We start from the raw sequence: 22,669 nt of genomic DNA on the forward strand, positions 1-22,669 counted from the left end.
GAATCAATTATGAGACTTAGATATATAGCATATTCAACTTTATTTGCTGCAGGCCTTACCGTATTCAGCGCCTGCGACAAAGACTTCCTGGAGCTGCAGCCCAAGGGAACACAACTGGAAGGCAATTTTTACCAAAACGAAGAGCAGCTTTTCCAGGCGCTGGTTGCTACCTACGACGTTATGCAATGGGGCAACAGCGGTGGTTACACCATGAAGCAGCCTTTGCTTACAGTGGCTTCTGACGAGGCTTTTGCCGGCGGCAGCGATGCATCTGACCAACCAAGCTGGGTGGCCTGGGATAATTTCACCCTGGATTCTTATGTATCTCCATCCAAGGGGTTCTGGCAAAAGAATTACTCTGGCATCTACCGCGCAAATCTTCTTCTTTCAAAGATAGATCAAGTGCCAGACCTGAGCGAACCTATAAAAGCCAGAATAACTGCAGAAGCCAAGGCGCTGCGAGCATACTTTTACTTCGATCTGGTGCGCTTGTTCGGAAACATCCCCTTAATAACAGAGCCAATCCCGATAGCAGACCTGTACACGCAAAGGCAGGCTAGCCCAGAAGCTGTTTATACTCAGATCGAAAAAGACCTGAACGAAGCTAAAGCCGTTTTACCAGCGACTATCCCAACAGGCGAAAAAGGCAGGCTATCTAAATATGCGGTTACAGCCATACTTGGTAAAGTAATTATGTGGCAGAACAACAACGCCAGAATGGCCGAGGCTGCACAGCTTTTCAACGAGGTGAATACCTCAGGCATTTACGCCCTTCAGCAAAACTTCGCTGATATTTTCCGCCCGGATAACCAGTATAACTCAGAGTCTATCCTGGAAATACCTCACTCTAACAAAGCAGCCTGGGGCGACTGGGGATGGGTAAATGGCGGAGAAGGCAACGTGGCGCCACAGTTTGTAGGCCCAGCCGATTACAATGGCCCTACCTTTGCAGGAGGCTGGGGTTTTGCGCCTGTTTCTCCGGACCTGGCAGCCGCACTCACCGGTGATCCGCGCTTTGAGCATACCATCATCGATGGCAAGAAGCTGAAAGCGGAGGGTGCAAACTACAATGCCCGTTATCAAAACACGGATTACTTCATCCGTAAGTATGCCCCTGTAGCCGCTTATCGCTCTACGGTAGGCACGCCTGAGCTAAACTGGCCGATCAACGAGATTGAAATCCGATTGGCAGACACGTACCTGTTAGAGGCAGAGGCACTGCTGCGCAGCGGCGGCGACCTGAACCGTGCCGCATCCCTGCTGAACGCCGTGCGTGCTCGCGTTGGCCTTGCTCCTGTGGCTGCCACGCTTGATAATATATACAAAGAGCGCAGGCTAGAGCTCGCTACCGAAGGGCATCGTTTCTTTGACTTGGTGCGCACCGATCGGGCTGCCGCTGTTCTGGGCCCCTTGGGCTTCCAGCCTAACAAGCACGAGGTGCTGCCGATCCCGCAAGAGGAAGTTGATATAACAAACGGCGTTCTAAAGCAAAATCCAGGTTATTAATCCATATAAAAGAACGGATCATGAAAATGATAAAACATACTCCAAATATACTTTCTTACCTGGCAATAGCTTTGATCAGCTGTTTTATTGCTGCCTGCTCGCCAGATGACCAAGATAAAGAATTAGGGCCGGCCCCTAGCTCCGACATGGTAGCCTTCTCCGCTACTCCAACCACTGGAAATGCCAACATCATCACGTTTAAGAACGAAACTCCGGGCGCTTTTAAAGCTATCTGGGACTTTGGCAACGGCGCCACTGCCGAGGGCGAGCAAGTAGAAAGCTCTTTTGCTGTGGAAGGCGACTATACCGTGAAACTAACCGTGTTTACCAACGGTGGCTACGCGTCCAGCACAAAAACCATACGTATCGATAAAACTGATTTTAGCATGCTAAACAGGGAGGATTATAACTTCCTGACGGGTGGTACCGACAAGCCAAACGGGAAAACCTGGGTATTTGATCCGGTAGGGCCTATGAATTTCGGTGGCCCTCCTACTGCTCCTTCGTCATGGTGGTCACAGACCTTGGCTGAACAAAATGATTGTATGAAAGACGACAAGTATACTTTTAAGCTAAAGGATTTTGCATTTGAAAACAAAAGCGGCGGCGAGATGTGGGGTGTGCTTGACGGACAGGAAAACGTTTGTGTGCCTCAAACTGCAAAGCCAAGCACCTGGACGATCTATCAGGAAAAGGGCAAGACCATGTTATCCGTGAGCAATGGCGAAACAATTGCCTGGGACGATAACGAAGGCGTTTATGAGCTAGTGGAGCTTTCCGAAAACAAGCTGCACATCCGAAAAGTATGCTGTGGTGGCTCTGGTGTGCGCAACTATGTGCTTGTGCCAGAAGGATTTTCGCCGCCGGTTCAGGAAAAGCCTTATAAAATAATTGACATCAACGATAACTTCGATGTGGACGGGAACATCACCTGGAAGAAGGAAAACCTAACCTTGAACGAGAGCTACGATAACCCGGCGCCGGTGCCCATCAACACCTCTGCCAAAGTGGCCATGTATGTGAAGCAGGAAGGCCAGGCGTATGAGTTTGCTAATATGTTCACCGATTTCAGCCACAAACTGGATCTGCGCGAACGGCATGTATTTAGGCTGAAAGTGTTTATCCCGAGCTATAACGATTTCACCACAGCCAACGGCGAATCTTGGGCTGACCCACGTCTGCTGAAGCAGGTATCAGTAAAACTACAGGATGGCACGGCAGCACAGCCATGGGCAAACCAGGTAGAAATAAAACAGCAGGTGAGCCAGCTTGATAAGTGGGTAGAGCTGACCTTCGATTTTGGTGCAGCCGATGTGCGAAGCCGAAAAGACCTGGACAGACTTGTGATACAAATCGGTGGCGAAGGCAACTTTATCCCCGGCATTTTCTTCCTCGATGACTTCGAGCTTCTTAAGTAAACGAAAAACATTCATAAGCGAGCCAGTATGCACACAACTGGCTCGCTATTAATCCGCTGCTTGCAGGCTTTATAGTTTGCAGCATTACCCAAACGCTTTTACCTATGCATCGCACACTTATCAATAAACTACTATTAACGCCATACTTTGTCTGCATGGCATTTACCTGTGGCTCCTGCTCAAGCAGCGATTCTCCGAAGCCAGTTATCACTTTGCCCAAGGCTCCAACCGATCAGAATTGGACCTTCGAAAGCACTCCTGTCTGGGCAGATGAGTTTGACTATAACGGAGCACCGGACCAAAACAAATGGGGCTACGATATTGGAGGCAGCGGCTGGGGCAACAACGAACTGCAATACTATACCAACCTTACAAGCAACGCAAGCGTGGCAGATGGTAAGCTTACAATTATAGCGCGAAAAGAAACGAAGGAAAATCGCGAGTATACATCGGCAAGGCTGGTATCCAAAGGCAAAGGCGATTTCCTGTATGGCAGGTTCGAGATACGGGCAAAACTGCCTACCGGCAAAGGAACCTGGCCAGCCATCTGGATGCTGCCAACTGACTGGGCGTACGGCAACTGGCCTAAATCCGGCGAGATAGATATTATGGAGCATGTAGGCTACGACCAGAACAAGATACACGTTACAGTGCACACCGAAGCCTACAACCACAGCAAAGGCACTCAAAAAGGGAATAGCAAGGTTATACCTACTGCCAGCTCCGAGTTTCATACCTACCGCGTAGACTGGACGCCTTACGCCGTTAGAGGCTATATTGATGGTGCGCCTGTATTTGAGTTTACCAACGAAGGAAAAGGTTATACGTCGTGGCCGTTTGATAAGCGCTTTCATATCCTGCTGAACCTGGCAGTTGGCGGAGACTGGGGAGGGGCCCAGGGTGTTGATGCATCTGTATTTCCGCAAGCTATGGAGGTTGATTATGTGCGTGTTTACAAGATGAAAGACGCTTAACCAGCCTCACCCAAAACACTACCCCTATAACTGCTAACCACAGGATATACATCTTATACCATGAAGATTAAACATATTGCATTCGCAGCGTTTTTAAGCGCCGCTTGTCTGCCTGTTGCCCAGGCTCAAAAAAGCAACCTAACAAAAGCATCTAAAGACCGAACTGCATCCAGTGCCTTAACTCTCGACAAGAAAGTAGAAGACTTGCTGAGCAAAATGACCCTGGAGGAAAAAGTGGGCCAGATGGCACAAATAACATTAGATGTAGTTGGAAAGGGCGAAAACCGTTTTACAAGCTATGAGCCGCTGGAACTGGACAAGAGCGAGTTAAAAAAGGCCCTTGTCGATTATAAAATCGGTTCGGTGCTAAACACCGCCAACAACAGAGCGCTTACACCCCAAAAATGGTACAGCATCATCAGCCAGATACAAAACGTAGCGTTGAAGGATACTCGTTTAGGTATCCCGGTGATTTATGGCGTAGATGAGATACATGGCGCAACGTACACGGCTGGGGCCACCATGTTTCCGCAGCAGATAAACCAGGCAGCAAGCCGCAACCGCGAGCTGGTAAAACGGGGCGCAGCCATTACCGCTTACGAGACCCGTGCCAGCTCCATCCCCTGGAATTTCTCTCCTGTACTAGACTTAGCACCGGACCCACGCTTCTCCAGGCAGTTCGAGTCGTTTGGCGAGGACCCATACTTAGCCGCTGAACTAGGCGTGCAAATGATTGACGGGTACGAAGGCGATAACAACGACATCGGGCACGCAGAGCACGTAGCCTCTTGCATGAAGCACTTTTTGGGTTACCAGGTGCCAACTACCGGAAAAGACCGCACCCCAACCACCCTTTCCGAAACCGAGTTGCGCGAGTATCATCTCCCCTCTTTTAAGGCAGCCGTTGATGCAGGGTCTCATACTATCATGATCAGTTCTGGTATTATTAATGGTGTGCCTGTGCACTCAAACCACGACATCCTGACGAAGTTGCTCAAAGAGGAACTGGGCTTTAAAGGCCTGGTAGTCACAGACTGGGGCGACATTGAGTACCTGCACACCCGCGACAAGATTGCCGCAACGCACAAAGAAGCTATTATGCTGGCTATAAATGCTGGTATAGATATGTCTATGGTTCCTTACCAATATGAGACCTTTTGCAATGGGCTGGTTGAGCTTGTGAAAGAAGGTAAGGTGAAGGAAGAGCGAATAAACGATGCTGTGCGCCGCATTTTACGCGTAAAGTATGCTCTCAACCTCTTCGAAAAGCCAACCACTAACCCAAAAGATTACCCAAAATTCGGGAGCAAGGAGTTTGAGCAGGCATCTTACCAAATGGCCGCCGAATCTATCACGCTGCTGAAGAACCAGAATGATGTACTGCCACTTAAAAAGAATGTTAAAGTTTTAGTAACCGGCCCTAATGCCAACACCATGCGCACGCTCAATGGCGCCTGGACCTACTCCTGGCAGGGCGAGAAAGTAGATGAGTTCACTGAAAAGTATAACACCATACTTGAAGCCGTTCAGAAGGAAATCGGGGAGCGCAATGTAACGTATGTGCCAGGCGTGAGCTATAAAATGGACGGAAAGTATTACGAGGAAAGCGCTGACCAGATGGACAAGGCCATAGCCGCTGCCAAAAATGTAGACGCAGTTATACTTTGCCTTGGCGAGAATACATCCACTGAAACACCTGGCAACCTAAGCGATCTATACTTGTCTGCGTTGCAAACTGAGCTGGCCCAAAAACTGATCGCCACAGGCAAACCAGTTATACTTGTGCTCAACGAAGGCAGGCCACGCATCATCAGCCGCATCGAGCCAGATGTAAAAGCTGTGGTTCAGATTTACCAGCCGGGAAATTTTGGAGGTGATGCCCTGGCGGATGTGCTCTTCGGTGATGTAAACCCATCCGGCAAGCTGCCTTATAATTACCCACGCTATCCGAATGCGCTGGTACCATACATACACAAACCATCCGCGGAGCAGCAAACGGTAGCAGGAGTTTACAACTACGAAGCCGACTATAACCCGCAGTATGAATTTGGGCATGGCTTGAGCTATACTACCTTCCAATACTCCAAACTTACATTGAGCAAATCTGAGATCGGCAAAAATGAGCAGCTTACTGTTTCGGTTGATGTAAAAAACACCGGTACGCGCGAGGGCAAGGAAACAGTTCAAGTATTTACCTCTGATTTGTATGCCAGCGGCATCTCGCCGGACATGAGGCGCCTGCGCCGTTTTGAGAAAATATCTCTCAAGCCAGGTGAAAGCAAAACTGTAACGTTCACCTTGTCTCCAGAGGATCTAGCCTATATCAGCAGAGATGGCAAGAAAACGATAGAAGCTGGTGATTTTGAGGTTAAAATTAACGACCAGAAGCAGAAGTTTACACTCCTGGATTAAGTATACCCTATTTCGTAAATGCAAAAAGGTATGAGCAAATCGTTCATACCTTTTTTTATACTTTAGAAGTATGAAATTCATACTTTCGAGCTCGTTAATAGTTTAGCATGAACTCCGTGAGGTTGTCTTCTTGGTCCAGGTTTATCTTTTTCCGGATTCTATACCTGCTGGTTTCCACGCCCCTTAGCGACAGTTTTAGCAACGATGCAATTTCTTTGCTGGTGAGGTTAAGCCGCAGGTAGGCGCAGAGCTTCAGGTCGCGGTGCGTCAGGTCTGGATAGTCCTCGTGCAGGCGTTTCAGGAAATCCTGGTGCACCTGGTTAAAGTGTAGCTCAAACTGCTCCCAATTCTGCTCAAACTTCACTTCCTCCTCCACTGATTTCAGCAGCTTTTTCAGCTCTTTCTGAGTGGTTTTACACTTAATTTTCTCGATGGTTTCCTGTAGCTGATCCCGCACCTTATGCACAGCCTCTACGTTATGCATCACGTGCACGGCTGAGCTGGTAAGCTCTTTGTTTTTATGGATGAGTTCATTCTCCAGCTTTTCGTTATTGAGCCTGATAATCTCTCTTTCAGCCAGCAACACTTCCTCCATATGCTGCGCCTCTTTGAGTTTTAGCGCTCTTTCTTTCTCTTCCTGTAACCGCATCTTTGTCTTTTGAATATGCCTTTCCATCAGATATTTTGTGAGAAGCAGGAGCAGCAATGTTATCAAACCATAAGCCATGTATGCAACCCAGGACCGGTACCACGGCGGTAGCACCTCAAACGTATAAGCCGCCTCCTCACTTTGGTTGCCATACACGTTCTTAGCACGCACATGAAACGTATAAACTCCTTCGCGCAGGTTGGTATACTCTTTCTGCAAGGAGGTAGTCCACGGCGACCATTCGCTTTCATAGCCTTTCAGATAATATTGGTATTGCACCTTATCGACATCACTATACGTGACAGCCCCAAAGCTGAATTTAAGGGAGTTCTGCTTGTAATCAAGCTCGCTTATAGCGGAGGTGGGCTGCTGCAACGTTGCCAAACCTCCTTTTTGATAGGCGCCGCCAAACAAAAGGGAATCCTGTGCCTGCGATGTAATCGTAACGCTCCTGATCAGTACTGGAAAGGATTTGATTATACTTCTGGTCTCCTGGTATGATGGGTGATAGTGCACAAATCCATCATCTATACCTATAAGCATGTTTAGCGGGTTGTAATGCATCATGTGCTCAAAGCCGCCGATTAGCTTACCTTGCAATTTGTTAAAAGTGCTCTTCTCTACTTCGTAGCTACCATTGCTTCTTTTCCGAAGCACGCCTATGTCGTCTCCGGCAGAGAACCAGATATTGCCTTCGCTGTCTTCGGTAAGCTTCCGGATGTGTTGCCCCTGGTCGAATAGCTTGTTCAGCTCGGGATGTATTTTGAATCGGTCTGTGGATTTATCGTAAGTATACACGCCAGTTTCGCCGGTAAAAACCAGTTTGCCGTCAATCTTAAACACGCTCATGAACACGTTCGATGGAAACCCAGCCCGCTTGTCATAAAAGCTTATCGCGCTTACTTTGTCCAGTTGGTCTGAGAGCTTAAGTTTATAAATGCCTTTATAACCGTGGGCAATCCAGATGTTACCATCGGCATCTTGCTCTATCACCCGCGACGACTCATCGAACCCTTTGATTTTGCGCTGAAAAACCAGCCGTCCATCTACAAATTTGTATAGCAAAAGCCCGTTGTAGGTACCACATATAATATAACCAGGGTAGGAAGCCAGTGGCATGAACATCCAAACTCCACGATGCTCTGATAGCCTTACAGCTTTATTATTAACCAGTTCAAAAGGCCCGTCATGATGCGAAACCAGAAGCTTACCGTTGATTTTCTGGAGATTATAGACCTGCCCTTGGGAGTTTTCAACCTGCTTAAAGTTAGACGGTTTAAGCGGGTTCTCGGTATTAGACCATGTTTTGTAGTATAAGCCATCGTTTGTGCCCAGGTAAAGCACATCGCCATGCAGCAGAGAAGTATAACCTGTGCCCGGCAAACCGGTTTTGGCGTTGAATAAGCTGAAAGGAGAATTAGTTTCTACGTAGTCTATGCCTTTGTTTAGCGCAAGCCAGAGGTTTCCGGCTTGGTCTTGGTAAACGCTGCGCACACTGCTGTTCTGCAAGCCTTTATCACTGTTTAGGTGCTGCCGCGGCATCCCTTCCTTATCTATAATCAGCAAGCCATTGTGCACAGTGCCTATGGCATACGCATCAGGCAGGCTTATTACCGAAAAGATTTTATTCTTAGTCAGGAAGTCTATTACCTCCCAGTTTACCGGCTCAAAATGGTTGTAGCCGTTATAAACGTATATTCCGCCTTCTTCTGTAAAAACCAGGAACGTGCCGTTTTTGTAAGGCTGTATGGACATGATTACATGATCGCCCATTTTTTCGCTGCCTTGCATGAACACAAATTTGCCTTGTTGCAGCGTGTATATCCCTTTTGAAGGTACAGGCAACAGAAGTTTGTTTTGAACCAGAAAAGGAAAACCCGTGGGAGATGCCGGAGCCTTGTAAACTTTAATAGATCCATTCTGAAAGTGGTACACAGTATTTACTGTGCAATAGTACACCCCATCGTCCGAGGTATAGATTTTCCAGACATCATTAAAGCTTCTATACTTCGGCGCGATTTTATCTTTGAGCGAAACATAGCTCATCTGGCCCTGCTCATTGGGTTTAAGGTAACCGAAGTCGTCCTGGCCGCCAACATAAATGCGCCCTTTCTTATCCACGGCAAGCGAGCGGGCAATTGTTTTGTTTGCCAGCGGAATCTGACGCCAGTAGTTCCCGTCAAACTCAAGCACGCCATAGCTATTCCCAAAGTACATCACTCCCCGATGGTCCTGTACTATAGCCCAGTTCTGGGGCGTTGCCTTGTAATCGCTGTGCGTATAGTTCTTGATATACGGAATACCCTCATTCTTCACTTGTGCCCATACTGGTGCACAAAGTAAGTACATTACCAGCAGCCATACATTCAACTTAATCACGATGGGTCCCACACTACAATCCCCTGCTTAAAGTATAATTTTAAAAATTTTATTAACTTTCCTGATCGCTTTAATCTGTAACAAAGTATGTGTGCATGTCGGATACTTCTGCTGACGTTAGCATTTTGTCAGCATCTGCCACATTCTCTTAAAACCAGCAGTTACACGTTTTGCTGAGCACAAATTATACTTTAAAATTCGCAAATTTAAACGATATCTCAAAGATCAGTGCTCACCTGTAGTCTGAGCAGGCATATTACACTCAAGCTACATTTTACTTTCGGGCAGCGCACTGGCCAAAACTGGACTCCATAACCAAAAAAATAGCCGGCTTCTTTGCAAAGCCGGCTGGTATGGTCTGTTTGAAATCCTGCGTGCGTACTGTTACACTAATAATTCCAGGGATACAGGTCTGGCTCTTTGGCCCCACGGCTTTTCATGCGGAGCGGGTGCACGGCCTCTGTTTCATCAAAATAGATAAACGCATCGTAGCGATCCGGAATTACGGTTGGCACATAATTACCGAACATCTCAAACTTTGGGTCATACACCACGCCAATGGCCCTATGCCCGATACGCTCCTGCAACCCCGGCAGGTGCTTGATATCTTTTGAAAGTATGATTTTATCGTCGGTGCTGATGCTGTGGAGCATTTCCTCCCAACTGCCGCTCATGGCTGGCGGCACATCCATTTTCTGCATGGGTGCCCCCCATGATTTGCCTGCTATAACAGTACCCTGGTACGAACCAAAACCTACAAGGCGCACATTATCACGGCCATACTTCTCGCGGGCCAGTTGCCCGATATTGAACATGCCATTATCGGCCATGTCAGTATAGCGGGCATCACCTATGTGCGTGTTGTGCTCCCAAACAATGGCTTTCGCATCTGGCCCATGAAACTCAAGCAAGTGGTCCAAGGTCTCCATCATGTGTGTGTCGCGCAGGTTCCACGAGTTTTCCCCACCCCGTATCATGGCCCGGTAATAACGCTCGGCGTTGGCTGCCACCCGAGCATTTTGCTGCGTATTAAAATCCTGCTCCGGGTCATCGGTGTAGGTGCGGTGCTGCTGTACGCGCTGCAGCATTTCTATTACCTCGTTTTCGCAGTCAGTGGGAACAAAAGCGGTGGCCTGGGCATAGGTTTGCGGGTCGCGGTTAAAAGGCTCGAAGCAATTAATGGCTAGCCTGGCTGCCTCTGCCGCTTGGCCATCATTGTGTTCCAGGTAGCGCACAATCTGGTCCAGCGACTCCCACAGGCTGTACACGTCCAATCCGTAAAAACCGGCCTTCTCCCGCGGGTTATGCTGGTTGTTGTGCTCGCGTAGCCATTCTATAAGGGCGGCCACTTCCCAGTTAGCCCACATCCAGGTTGGCCAGCGGCGGTACACCTGCAGCACATCGGCAATCTTGTTTCCTGAGTTTTGGTATCCTTTTATCAGGCGGTTCACGGCATAGCATTCAGGCCAGTCGCCTTCCACGGCAATAAACGTAAAGCCTTTTTCTTCTATCAGGCGCCTGGAAATGGCCGTGCGCCAGGTATAGTATTCGGAGGTGCCATGGGAGGCCTCGCCGAGCATTACTACGCGGGCATCGCCAATCTCCTGAATCAGGTTGTCCAGGTCTCTTTCTTTGGTAAGTGGAGTATATTGAAACGGTTTGTTCGCCATAGTTTCCTGCTGCTAAAGTATGCTGCTGCCCGTAGCCGTAAATTTGGTGTATTGTACTTTTGTTGAGGTATTTATGTTCCACAAAAAGAAGCGCCCGCTATACTTATGAGTAAAGCGGGCACTCAGGCATGTTAAAGGCTGTTAATGGCTTACGACTGGTTTTGCTGGGCAAACACCTTGCGCAATAGCTCTGTGGTGCGGGCCCACGGGTTTTCACGGATTTTAAGCTCTTCCTGGGCCACAAGTTTAAATAAACCGTCGATGGCTTTTTGGGTAGCGTAGTCGTCCAGATCGGGATTAACTTTTTGCACCATCGGAATCTTGTTATACTGGTTAACAATGTCTGTATAATAGCGCGTGGCATTCGTTTTTTCCAGCGACTGCACCATAATCGGGTTGAAGGCTGTATAAAGTTGCTGCGACGTGGTACGCTTCAGGAAGTTGGTAGCCGCATCTTTCTCACCCCGAAGTATGGCCCAGGCATCCTGAATGGTCATCTGCTTGATGGCGCTCACGAAGATTGGCACGGCACTTTTAGCGGCATCTTCTGCCCCACGGTTCAGGGTAAGTATAAATTTATCCACTTGGCTCCCTAACCCTACCTGGCGAAGCGTATTTTCCACGCGCTGCACATCCTCCGGAAAAGGAATTTTGATAAGCGGGTTACCAAAATAACCATTGGTTTGCGATGCCTGGCCTGCACCGTTGCTAATGCCCACTTCTAATGCCTGTTTCAGCCCAGCAGCCACTTCATTTTGCGTAAGAGCGCCGTTGGTGCCTGCCAGCACGCCATCCATTGTTCGTTGCACATCGGCCACGGTGCAGGCAGAAGCGCCCAAAGCCACGGCTATAAAAGAGGTGTAAAGTAATTTCTTCATAATGTTAATTTAGTACTTAGAATCTAGCCATCAGGCCATAGACGTTAGCAGTACGGTTACAAACAAGATTATAACTGCTTTGTTACAGATGCATTTACCATACAGTATATTTGAGGTAGATTACACAAATCTAACAGCTAGTACCTAACCAAACATAAATCAGACCAAAATATATATGAAAGCAGTTATTGCTGAGATAATCACGATCGGCGACGAGATTCTTTATGGGCAAATAGTGGACACCAACTCCGCCTGGATGGGCACACAGCTCACCGGCATTGGTGTGCGTGTAAAGCAGATCACTTCCATTTCTGACAGTGCCGAGCACATTGTTAAAGCCCTGGACGATGCCCAGACCCGCGCCGATATTATTATTATGACCGGCGGCCTGGGCCCTACCAAGGATGACCTGACCAAGCACGTGTTGGCCGATTACTTCCATACTTCCTTAAAGCTGCACGAGCCCTCACTGGCTGACGTAACCGAAATCTTTAAAAACCGGGGCAGAGAAATCACCGAACTCAACCGCCAGCAGGCTTTTCTGCCAGAGGCTTGCACGCCCGTTCGCAATGTGCTGGGCACCGCCCCAGGGATGTGGTTTGAGCAGAATGGAAAAGTTTTTGTCTCGATGCCGGGCGTACCCTTTGAGATGAAACGCATGATGACGGACACGGTTCTGCCACGGCTGCAACAGCAATTCAGGACGCCAAGCATTATCCATAAAGTAGTGCAAACCGTGGGCCTTCCCGAATCTATACTTGCTGAGCGCCTGGAAGTATGGGAAACAAGCCTGCCCGAGCATCTAAAACTGGCTTACCTGCCCCACCTCGGTGGCGTGCGCCTACGCCTTACCGGCCAAAGTATGGAGGCGGACAGATTGGAGAAAGAACTGCAGCAAGAGATAGATAAGTTACAAGATATTATTCCGAACTATATTTTTGCCTATGGCGAGGTAGTGCTGGAAGAGGCCATTGGAGAATTGCTGAATGAGCGCAACCTGACCATTGCCACCGCCGAAAGCTGCACTGGCGGCTACCTGGCCCACAAACTTACAAGTATAAGCGGTAGCTCGGCTTATTATCAGGGCAGCGTAATAGCTTATCACAACCAGGTAAAAGTGCGCGAGCTGCAGGTACGCCCTGAAACCCTAAAACAGTATGGCGCCGTAAGCGAGGCTACCGTACGCGAGATGGCAGAGAATGTGCGCCTCAAATTCGGGACGGATATTGGTGTGGCCACCAGCGGCATTGCCGGCCCCGATGGCGGTACTCCGGAGAAACCCGTAGGTACAATCTGGATTGCATATGCCGATAAAACACGCACTATAACCAAGCTGCTGCACTTTAATAAAGATAGGTTGCTGAATATAGAATACACGGCTATGGCCGTACTTAACCTTGTGCGCCAAAGTTTAACCGCAACGGTTGAGGAATAGGCTAAAATCCTTAACTTTGTTTGCGAATTTAAGACACAAGCAGCAAGACACAGGGCGCAAGACTTGTTTTAAGACAAAGGCAGCATCTGTTCTTTTCGTTTCATTCATAACCTTGGTTTGTGTCTTGAGTCTGAAATCTTACGTCTCTAAAAACGAATAACGATATATATGGCACTTGTAGAAATGGTAATGCCCAAAATGGGCGAGAGTATCATGGAAGGTACCGTTCTGAAATGGCTCAAAAACGTGGGTGACACCATTGAGCAGGATGAGTCGGTGCTGGAAGTAGCTACAGATAAAGTGGACACAGAGGTACCTGCCTTGCAAGGTGGCGTACTGAAGGAAATTCTGGTACAGGAAGGTGATGTGGTAGCCGTTGGCGCTCCAATCGCAGTGATCTCTACTGATGGGGAAGACACTGGCTCGGCCGCGGCTCCTGCTTCTTCAGAAACTCCTGCCACACCGGCACCTGAGGCAGCACCTCAGCAAACCGCTGCAGCTTCTGCCCCGAGCGAGGCGTTTGCCAAGCTGGACCAACCTGCCTCTGGCCGTTTCTACTCTCCGCTAGTATTAAACATTGCCCGCGAGGAAGGCATCTCGATGCAAGAGTTAGAGTTTGTTCCGGGTACAGGTAAAGAAGGTCGTGTGTCTAAGAAAGATATCATGACGTATGTGGAGAACCGCCAGAATGCGCCACAGCAACAGGCTGCCCCAACACAGGCACCTGCCGCTGCTCCAGCGCAACCAGCAGCTGCTCCTGCGGCACAACCTAAGCCTCAAGCTGCACCTCCTGCCGTAAAACCAGCGGCTTCTTACGGCGGAAACGTAGAGCTGATCGAGATGGACCGTATGCGCAAAATGATTGCCGACCGCATGGTGGACAGCAAGCGCATTTCTCCGCACGTTACCTCTTTTGTGGAAGCCGATGTAACCAACCTGGTTAACTGGAGAAACAAATGGAAAAACGAGTATAAGAAGCGCGAAGGCGAGAACCTGACCTTTACGCCGATCTTTATCGATGCCATTGCCAAGGCGATCAAAGATTACCCGATGATCAACGTGTCAGTGGATGGTGGCACCATTATCCGCCACAAAGACATTAACATTGGTATGGCTGTGGCCCTGCCAAGCGGTAACCTGATCGTTCCGAATATCAAAAACGCTGACCAGCTTAACCTGAACGGCCTGACCAAGAAGGTGAATGACCTGGCAAACCGTGGCCGTAACAACAAACTGACACCAGATGACCTGGCAGGCGGCACTTACACGGTGTCTAACGTGGGTTCTTTTGGCAACGTAATGGGTACCCCAATCATCATGCAGCCGCAGGTTGCCATTATGGCTGTGGGCGCGATCAAGAAGAAGCCTGCCGTGATCGAGACACCGGAAGGCGACCTGATCGGTATTCGTCACTTCATGTACCTGTCGCACTCCTATGACCACCGCGTAGTGGATGGCTCGCTGGGTGGCATGTTCGTGCGCCGCGTGGCCGATTACCTGGAGAACTTTGACGTGAACCAGACGATTTAATTTAGACGAAGCATCCTTTACAAAAAGGTGCTTTGTTCTTATGTATAAGTGTAAAGCCTGCTTCTTAACCGGAGCAGGCTTTATTATGTAAATTTTTTTAAGAAAAGCTGCACCTTTTGCCGCAGTCAAAGTATAAATTGGCGAATTACTATACTACTGATCTGTATTCTGACATCATTCTACTAAAGCAACAATGAAAAATATACTTCCCTGGATTTTAGCCGCTGTGTTTCTGTTTCTGGCCTTTTACTTTTACTGGCAGCAACACGAAGCCGAAAATCGGCTACAGATTGCCGATAACCAGGTAGCCGCGATAGACAAGGAGTTGAAGAAGCAGGCAGAAGCCAGCGACTCAGCCGGGCAGGAAATGATGCTTCCTCCCGATACGATGGATTTAGTGCCGCCCGGAGGGGCCGCTTTTGTGGATGAGCTGGGGAGCCTGAGCCAGGGCGATGTGCAGCGCCTGAAGCGCAAAGGGCTCCAAAACCCGGAAACCGACCTCATGAATGACCTACATCGCAAGCAAACCAAACTTATACCTGCAACTGGCACACTGGGGGGCACCATGGCCATCCGCGACAGCCGCATCCTGAACGACCGCTATGCCATGGCTTATTATGAGGACGGCCACAACGGCGGCTACTTGCTCCTGAAGTATGACGTGCGCGACGGCAACATCACCTGGAAAGTGATTGATAGTTCTGCCTTATAAAATCGATTCAGGAAGAAGCGCTGTAAGCCAATGTAAGTATCAGGCACATATTTTGAGAAGGAACAGCAATATATAACGCATAAACCTAACACGCTATGGCTATTCTGAACATACTTATTCCTTTGCTCTTCTCTTTGCTGCAGGCCGATAACACTGCCCTTCAACTCAAGCAAGATCTGCAAAAAGACCTGAGCCGGTTACAGCAACGCAACAGTTACTTTATCAGCGATAACAGCACCGACCAACCATCAGTGAAAAGTATCGCCAACGATTTGCAGCTTTTTGCATTAGTGGCTAACCTTGATTTGAGCCGTACAACCCATAACACGCAGCAGCAAGGGCCGCACCAGATCCAGCAGTGGACATTTAGTGAAGGCCAGATCCGGCGCGTGGTGCAGGTAGAAAGTATAATTGCCCTGGACACAGTAGTTACGCAGCGCTACCTCGAGAACCGCCCTCCTACTCAGCACCGCGTTCAGAATACTTTCACTTTCCGGACATACTTCGTTTCCACGGATGATGCGCAGCATAAACTGCATTACCTGACAGAGGCTGAGCAAGGCCTGCTCGCATATACCCTCGGCGAGAAGCAAGTTGAAGTAAGTTATACTTCGCCTAAAGAAGGCCTGACTGACATACTGGCTAAGTATAAAAACGAAGCAAAACAGCTGAGCTTAAGTTTGTAGCAGTGATACTCAGTGGCTCTTCGGTGGGCTATCCGAGGGGTTAGTTGTGTCCACAATCCGTACCGGAATATCTTTCTAATACCATTAAAGCTTGAACTCCTGATTATTGGTTGGCATGGCGAAGCCATTAGCCAGCAGCACATGGGTTGCAACATACATTATCATTCCTTTTAGCTGATGCACTGTTTTTTAGAGGTCATGCATCAGCTATCCTCCCTTTAAGTGGTTTTTTTCCGAAGCATGTTTTATCAGCCATGTTGCACGTGCCTTAAAAATCTAGAGCGTTCTGCCGCCGCAGAGTATACTTCAGTAATTATGTCGCAGTGCCGTCAGGTCTGTTTGGGCAAGTCGGCCAACACCTATGGCTGCGCGACATTATTCTGACAGAATGACATAAAACATTGGCTAATTCTCCATTGGCACATGGCTTGTTAACTGAGTAGTAACCATAAAAAAGAAATTAAATCAGCAACTATAAATAAAACTATAGAATGGGAAAAATAATAGGCATTGACTTAGGTACTACAAACTCTTGCGTTGCCGTAATGGAAGGTAACGAGCCAGTTGTTATACCTAACAGCGAAGGCCGCCGCACTACTCCGTCTATCGTAGCTTTTTTGGATAACGGAAACGGCGAACGCAAAGTAGGTGATCCTGCCAAACGCCAGGCAATCACTAACCCGCAAAACACTATCGCTTCTATCAAGCGCTTCATGGGCCACAGCTACAACGAGGTAAGCGAAGAAGCAAAGCAGGTATCTTACAAAGTACAGCAAGGCAGCAACAACACTGTGCGCGTTCAGATCGGCGACCGCGAGTACACGCCACAGGAAATTTCTGCCATGGTGCTTCAGAAAATGAAGGCTACAGCAGAAGAGTACTTGGGCACAACTGTAACTGAAGCGGTTATTACCGTACCGGCATACTTTAACGATGCTCAGCGCCAGGCTACTAAAGAAGCCGGCCAGATTGCAGGCCTTGAGGTAAAGCGTATCATTAACGAGCCAACAGCGGCAGCGCTTGCTTACGGCCTGGATAAAAAGAGCATCGACCAGAAAATTGCGGTATTTGACCTTGGTGGTGGTACATTTGATATCTCTATCCTGGAGCTTGGCGACGGCGTATTTGAGGTACTTTCTACTAACGGTGACACGCACCTTGGTGGTGACGACTTTGACCAGGTGATTATTAACTGGTTGGCTGATGAGTTCAAAAACGACGAAGGCTTAGACCTGCGCAAAGACCCAATGGCGCTTCAGCGTTTGAAGGAAGCAGCAGAGAAAGCCAAAATCGAGCTTTCTTCTTCGCAGGAAACCGAAATTAACCTGCCATACATTATGCCGGTTGATGGCGTTCCGAAGCACTTGGTACGTAAACTGACGCGCGCAAAATTCGAGCAGCTTTCTGATGACTTGATCCGTCGCTCTATGGAGCCATGCAAGCAGGCCCTGAAAGATGCCGGCCTTTCTACTTCTGATATCGATGAAGTGATTCTGGTAGGTGGTTCTACCCGTATCCCGAAGGTGCAGGAAGAGGTTGAGAAGTTCTTCGGCAAGAAGCCTTCTAAAGGCGTTAACCCGGATGAGGTGGTTGCCATCGGTGCCGCTATCCAGGGTGGTGTATTAACCGGTGAGGTAAAAGACGTACTCCTCCTGGACGTAACGCCACTTTCACTGGGTATCGAAACAATGGGCGGTGTGTTCACCAAACTGATCGAGTCGAACACAACTATCCCTACCAAGAAATCTGAGACGTTCTCTACTGCTTCGGATAACCAGCCATCGGTTGAGATCCACGTACTGCAGGGTGAGCGCCCAATGGCAAAGGATAACCGTACCATTGGTCGTTTCCACTTGTCAGACATTCCGCCAGCGCCACGTGGTGTTCCGCAGATCGAAGTAATTTTCGATATTGATGCCAACGGTATCCTGCACGTAACTGCCAAGGATAAGGCAACCGGCAAGGAGCAGAAAATCCGCATCGAGGCTTCTTCCGGCCTGAGTGATGAGGAAATCGAGAAGATGCGTAAGGAGGCAGAAGCCAACGCCGAAGCTGACAAGAAGGCAAAAGAGGAGATTGAGAAGCTGAACACAGCCGACTCTATGATCTTCCAGACCGAGAAGCAGCTGAAAGAGTACGGCGATAAGTTGTCTGCTGGCAACAAGTCGAACATCGAGAACGCGCTGGCTGAGCTGAAAAAAGCACACGAAGCGAAAGATGTGGCCGGTATCGATGTAGCTATCGAGAACCTTAACAATGCTTGGAGCGCAGCCTCTCAGGAAATGTATGCCGCTACACAAGGCCAGGGTGCCCCAGGCGGCGACGGCCAGCAAGGCCAGCCAGGTGCTGAGCAAGGCGCAGCCGACGGCGGTGTAACTGATGTTGACTACGAAGAAGTAGACGGCAACAAATAAGCATCCAACACTCAAACCATAAAAAAATCCCTGTCGGTATCCGACAGGGATTTTTTGTTTTAATATGTTATTGCCATAATATAGCTGTAACTAAATTTTTTACTGCTATGAAACGACTTATACTACTAATTGGCTGCACATTCATACTTGTGCAGGCTAAAGCACAGGTCCAAGAAAGGACATTTTTTGTAACTGCCAGCGGTGGTGCAACTATCCATAAGGAAAATAAATCCAGTAAAGCCAAGTCCTTAAAGCTTGGTGGTAGTATTAACTATCAGCTCAACCATAGTTGGTCGCTTGGTTTAACTACAGAGCATACTATTTCTACCTCAGAATCTAATCAAGGGGCAATTCTATCAAGCGGGTCTGGATACAGCAGCTACAGGTCTTCTTCCGAAGCACAGTTTAAATCCTGGTTTATTGGGCCACAGGCACGTTATTACTATCCTTTACATAATAAGATATCGTTATTTGGAGAAGCGCAGACTGGTGTGTATTGGGAGTCTTCGGAGTCAAAAAGTGCTTCCGCATCTTCCGGTTATCTTGGTGGAAATTTCGTTTCTACTAACGGTTCCATAGCAAAAGATTACAGCTCATTTAAAGCTAAAGCGGCTCGCGCCATCGTATCCCAGGGATTGTGTACTTTATCAAACCGCGTTTCGGAATTGAACTAAAAACGAATGTTATGAAGTATGATCACGGATTAGGCGACAGCAGGCTTCCTGAAGGAGAAGAGTTGCCGAAGACTTTTAATATTGATTTTAGCTTGGCAAGCTCGCGAATTGGCGCAAGCTTTTATTTCTAGAGAGCTATAAACCAAAAGGCCGGTCTTGCACCGGCCTTTTGGTTTCATTTTCATACTTAATCCAAGTCCCGATCTCCTCTTTTCAGCTCTTCCACAGAGCGCATCACCTTATCATTTAGGCTGATCTTATACTTTTCCAGCTTGTCGGCTACGGCTGCATTGTTGGTACCGATGATCTCGGCGGCAAGTATACCGGCGTTCAGGGCGCCATCCAGGGCAACAGTGGCTACAGGTATGCCACCCGGCATTTGCAGGATAGACAGCACCGAATCCCAGCCATCAATAGAGTTGGAAGACTTAACCGGCACGCCGATAACAGGCAATGTGGTAAGCGAGGCTACCATGCCCGGCAAATGCGCTGCACCTCCGGCTCCGGCAATAATTACTTTCAGGCCGCGTTTGCGGGCATTTTCGGCATACTCTAGCATGCGGTGCGGCGTGCGGTGCGCCGATACAATGGTCAGCTCGAAAGATACGCCAAGGGTTTCAAGTATCTCGGCGGCGGCATCCATTACGCGCAGGTCAGACTGGCTGCCCATAATAATGCCTACCAGCGGCTGTTGGGTGTTTGTGGTCTCTTCGGCCATATTATGCTTTTACTTTGATGACATTTTTAATTTGATCGGCACGCTGCTGCGCTTCCTCAATACTCTCACCGAGCACAGTGATGTGCCCCATTTTGCGGGCAGGCCTTGTGTATTTTTTACCATACAGATGGATGTACACACCCGGAACGGCCAGTGCCTCCTGCAGTCCTTCGTAGCTTGCCTCCCCATCGTAGCCGGGCTCGCCCAGCAGGTTCAGCATCACCGCTGCACTCTGAATATCGGTGGCGCCCAGCGGCAGGTTGAGGATGGCGCGCAGGTGCTGCTCGTACTGCGAGGTATAGTTTGCCTTGATGGTGTGGTGCCCGGAGTTATGCGGACGCGGTGCCACCTCGTTCACTAGGATCTGCCCATCCTTGGTTAGGAACATCTCTACGGCAAGTATGCCCACCATGCCAAAGCTCTCTATCACGCGGGTTGCAATCTCTATGGCGTGGCGCTGCAGTTTGTACGGCACGTTGGCTGGCGCAAAAAGCGAATCCACGAGGTTGTGCTCCGGATGGAAGCTAAGCTCCACTACCGGGAAAGCGGTTACCTCGCCGTTGGCATTTCGGGCCACAATCACGGAAATCTCCTTCTCAAAATCCACGAGTTTCTCCAGCACAGTCGGCTCCTCAAACGCTTTTCCGAAATCGGTTTCGCTGGCTAAACGCGTTACGCCACGGCCATCATAGCCCTCGCGGCGCAGCTTCTGGAAGGCAGGCAGAAAAGCAGCATGTTGCTGCAGCTCCTGCTTATCGTTAAGAAGTATAAAATCGGAGGTTGGGATGTTGTGCTGGCGGTAAAACTCTTTCTGCAGGCCCTTGTCCTGAATGGTGCGCACGGTTTTGGCGTCAGGGTATACTTTCACGCCCTCCTGCTCCAGCTTTTCCAGCGCATCGGCGTTAACGTGCTCAATTTCAATCGTCAGGATATCGCAGTTCTTGCCGAACTCATACACGGTGTCAAAATCACGGAAACTGCCCACGTAAAACTCGTTGCAGATATCTTTGCAGGGTGCGTTCTCGTCGGGGTCCAGCACCAGGGTATAGATGTTAAAATCGAGACCGGCCTGCATGAGCATACGGCCCAGTTGCCCGCCGCCAAGTATGCCTAGCTTTACTTCTCCTTTCATGTAGTGTAACGGTTTTTGGTTGATCTCCTCAAAAATAAGGAATATGTATGGAGACCGAAGACAAAACTCGGAAGAAGTCATACTTTTTATACTTTACAGAGCTAGTGTTAGCGCCTTATGCACAGTCAGCTGCAGTAGCACAGCACTTTTATGTATACTTTATACTTTGTATTAGATCAGCAAAGGGCTATATTTAGAGATTAACTTGATCTGCAAATTCCCTCTATGGAAATCATACTTGCTACTTTTTCTGCCTTGTTCTCTGTGGTTAACCCGTTTGGGGCCATGCCCGTGTTCCTCACCCTGACCCAGGATGACAGTCCGGCCTATAGAAATCATCAGGCGTTGAAGGCCTGTTTGTACATGGTAGGTATTCTGGCGGTGTTTTTTCTGGCTGGCCAGTACGTGCTTAACTTCTTTGGCATCCGCATCCACGACCTGCGTATTGCCGGCGGCCTCATGATCATGCGTGCCGGTTTCGAGCTCTTAACACCGGGTGCCAGTAAAAAGAAAATTTCGCCGGATGTGGTAGAGGAAGGCCAGCAAAAAGACGACATTTCGTTTACGCCGCTGGCCATGCCTATGCTTTCAGGGCCAGGTGCCATTGCGGTGAGTATTGGTTTGTTCACTACCTCGCTTTCATACTTCGATATGACCATGATCCTGATCGGGATTTTCCTGCTGGCCGGCGTGTCATACATCATCCTGCGGTTTTCGTTTCAGCTGACGCGCTTTATGGGTAAGGGTGGTCTGGCGGCCTTGTCCCGGATCATGGGCTTTATCGTGCTTTCCATTGGCGTAAACTTTATCGTGTCGGCGCTTACGGCTTTATTTTTCACGGAGCAATAGTGCTTTTTCGGCAGCTTTATACTTGTTACGGCTAACTATAGGTAGCTTTTTTTGTTGCAGGTACGGGTTGGATGTAGTATCATCGCCCTCAGGAATTTTAAACAACCATGCAGCTTTACACGCACGACGAAGAGAACACCCCGCTTACCCTTTCTTACGCCAGTTTCTGGACCCGTATGGCAGCCCTTTTTATTGATGCCCTGATCATATCGGTGGCTGTGGCTATCATGCTTTCTATACTTGGCTTACCTTTAGCACCTGACCTGGATGATATTGAGAATCGCCTGAAAATGAATGGAATTAGTGCTTTTCTGGGTTGGCTATACTATGCGGGCTTGGAGAGCTCTGCAAAACAGGCCACGCTAGGCAAGCAGATTCTCGGCATTTTTATAACTGATACCAATGGCTACCGCATTACTTTTGCGCGCGCCACTGGCCGGTACTTTGGCAAAATGCTCTCGGGGCTCATTCTGCTGATCGGTTACATTATGGCCGCTTTCACGGCGCGCCGCCAAGCCCTGCACGATAAAATTGCAGACACACTGGTGCTGCAGCACCCGGGTAAGCACAACAGCTAGGCTTCTGGCTGCAGTAGATTAAACCCTTGCACTGGCATTTGGTCCAAAAGGTGTA

General features: G+C 48.8%; 17 protein-coding genes. 12 read left to right on the forward strand and 5 right to left on the reverse strand.

Annotation, left to right across the window (positions count from 1 at the left end):
• Nucleotides 1-9: 9 nt before the first annotated feature.
• From D1627_RS02805 to D1627_RS02820, 4 genes are all read left to right on the forward strand, one after another.
• Complete coding sequence (locus D1627_RS02805; RefSeq protein ID WP_119430677.1) at nucleotides 10-1,506, forward strand: RagB/SusD family nutrient uptake outer membrane protein; 1,497 nt, start codon at nucleotides 10-12, stop codon at nucleotides 1,504-1,506.
• A 20-nt stretch (nucleotides 1,507-1,526) separates the two neighbouring features.
• Nucleotides 1,527-2,924, forward strand: coding sequence for a PKD domain-containing protein (locus D1627_RS02810; RefSeq protein ID WP_119430678.1), 1,398 nt, complete (start codon nucleotides 1,527-1,529; stop codon nucleotides 2,922-2,924).
• 104 nt (nucleotides 2,925-3,028) lie between these two features.
• Nucleotides 3,029-3,898: a glycoside hydrolase family 16 protein gene (locus tag D1627_RS02815; RefSeq protein ID WP_233555487.1), complete on the forward strand. Its 870-nt coding sequence runs from the start codon at nucleotides 3,029-3,031 to the stop codon at nucleotides 3,896-3,898.
• A 60-nt stretch (nucleotides 3,899-3,958) separates the two neighbouring features.
• Nucleotides 3,959-6,310, forward strand: coding sequence for a glycoside hydrolase family 3 N-terminal domain-containing protein (locus tag D1627_RS02820; RefSeq protein ID WP_119430680.1), 2,352 nt, complete (start codon nucleotides 3,959-3,961; stop codon nucleotides 6,308-6,310).
• A gap of 94 nt (nucleotides 6,311-6,404) precedes the next feature.
• Here the strand turns inward: D1627_RS02820 and D1627_RS02825 are convergent, their stop codons facing one another.
• The 3 genes from D1627_RS02825 to D1627_RS02835 form a co-directional block, all read right to left on the reverse strand.
• Nucleotides 6,405-9,350 carry a ligand-binding sensor domain-containing protein gene (locus tag D1627_RS02825; protein WP_147383187.1) on the reverse strand — a complete coding sequence of 982 codons (2,946 nt, stop codon included), beginning with the start codon at nucleotides 9,348-9,350 and terminating at the stop codon, nucleotides 6,405-6,407.
• Between the two features lie 377 nt (nucleotides 9,351-9,727).
• Nucleotides 9,728-11,008 carry an erythromycin esterase family protein gene (locus D1627_RS02830; protein WP_119430682.1) on the reverse strand — a complete coding sequence of 427 codons (1,281 nt, stop codon included), beginning with the start codon at nucleotides 11,006-11,008 and terminating at the stop codon, nucleotides 9,728-9,730.
• Between the two features lie 149 nt (nucleotides 11,009-11,157).
• Complete coding sequence (locus D1627_RS02835) at nucleotides 11,158-11,886, reverse strand: DUF4197 domain-containing protein (protein ID WP_119430683.1); 729 nt, start codon at nucleotides 11,884-11,886, stop codon at nucleotides 11,158-11,160.
• Between the two features lie 175 nt (nucleotides 11,887-12,061).
• Between D1627_RS02835 and D1627_RS02840 the strand changes: the two genes are divergently transcribed.
• From D1627_RS02840 to D1627_RS02865, 6 genes are all read left to right on the forward strand, one after another.
• Nucleotides 12,062-13,321, forward strand: coding sequence for a competence/damage-inducible protein A (locus D1627_RS02840; protein WP_119430684.1), 1,260 nt, complete (start codon nucleotides 12,062-12,064; stop codon nucleotides 13,319-13,321).
• Nucleotides 13,322-13,489: 168 nt separating this feature from the next.
• On the forward strand, nucleotides 13,490-14,851 hold the full coding sequence (locus D1627_RS02845) for a dihydrolipoamide acetyltransferase family protein (protein ID WP_119430685.1): 1,362 nt from the start codon (nucleotides 13,490-13,492) through the stop codon (nucleotides 14,849-14,851).
• A gap of 193 nt (nucleotides 14,852-15,044) precedes the next feature.
• On the forward strand, nucleotides 15,045-15,563 hold the full coding sequence (locus D1627_RS02850; RefSeq protein ID WP_119430686.1) for a hypothetical protein: 519 nt from the start codon (nucleotides 15,045-15,047) through the stop codon (nucleotides 15,561-15,563).
• A 95-nt stretch (nucleotides 15,564-15,658) separates the two neighbouring features.
• A complete protein-coding gene (locus D1627_RS02855) occupies nucleotides 15,659-16,249 on the forward strand; it encodes a hypothetical protein (RefSeq protein ID WP_119430687.1) in 591 nt (196 codons plus the stop codon).
• 491 nt (nucleotides 16,250-16,740) lie between these two features.
• Nucleotides 16,741-18,663, forward strand: coding sequence for a molecular chaperone DnaK (gene dnaK, locus D1627_RS02860; protein ID WP_119430688.1), 1,923 nt, complete (start codon nucleotides 16,741-16,743; stop codon nucleotides 18,661-18,663).
• Between the two features lie 107 nt (nucleotides 18,664-18,770).
• Nucleotides 18,771-19,337: a hypothetical protein gene (locus D1627_RS02865; protein WP_119430689.1), complete on the forward strand. Its 567-nt coding sequence runs from the start codon at nucleotides 18,771-18,773 to the stop codon at nucleotides 19,335-19,337.
• Nucleotides 19,338-19,524: 187 nt separating this feature from the next.
• On the opposite strand, the gene purE is transcribed toward D1627_RS02865, so the two are convergent.
• Nucleotides 19,525-20,055 (reverse strand): 5-(carboxyamino)imidazole ribonucleotide mutase, encoded by a 531-nt coding sequence (purE, locus tag D1627_RS02870; protein ID WP_119430690.1) that lies wholly within the window; start codon nucleotides 20,053-20,055, stop codon nucleotides 19,525-19,527.
• A 1-nt stretch (nucleotide 20,056) separates the two neighbouring features.
• Nucleotides 20,057-21,187 (reverse strand): 5-(carboxyamino)imidazole ribonucleotide synthase, encoded by a 1,131-nt coding sequence (locus D1627_RS02875; protein WP_119430691.1) that lies wholly within the window; start codon nucleotides 21,185-21,187, stop codon nucleotides 20,057-20,059.
• Nucleotides 21,188-21,412: 225 nt separating this feature from the next.
• Here D1627_RS02875 and D1627_RS02880 point away from each other — a divergent pair, with 225 nt between their 5' ends.
• Nucleotides 21,413-22,036, forward strand: a complete 624-nt coding sequence (locus D1627_RS02880; RefSeq protein ID WP_119430692.1) for a MarC family protein — start codon at nucleotides 21,413-21,415, stop codon at nucleotides 22,034-22,036.
• Between the two features lie 107 nt (nucleotides 22,037-22,143).
• On the forward strand, nucleotides 22,144-22,614 hold the full coding sequence (locus D1627_RS02885; protein WP_119430693.1) for an RDD family protein: 471 nt from the start codon (nucleotides 22,144-22,146) through the stop codon (nucleotides 22,612-22,614).
• Nucleotides 22,615-22,669: the final 55 nt, after the last annotated feature.

The sequence above is a fragment of the Pontibacter oryzae genome, from assembly GCF_003576375.1.
GTDB classification, from domain to species: domain Bacteria; phylum Bacteroidota; class Bacteroidia; order Cytophagales; family Hymenobacteraceae; genus Pontibacter; species Pontibacter oryzae.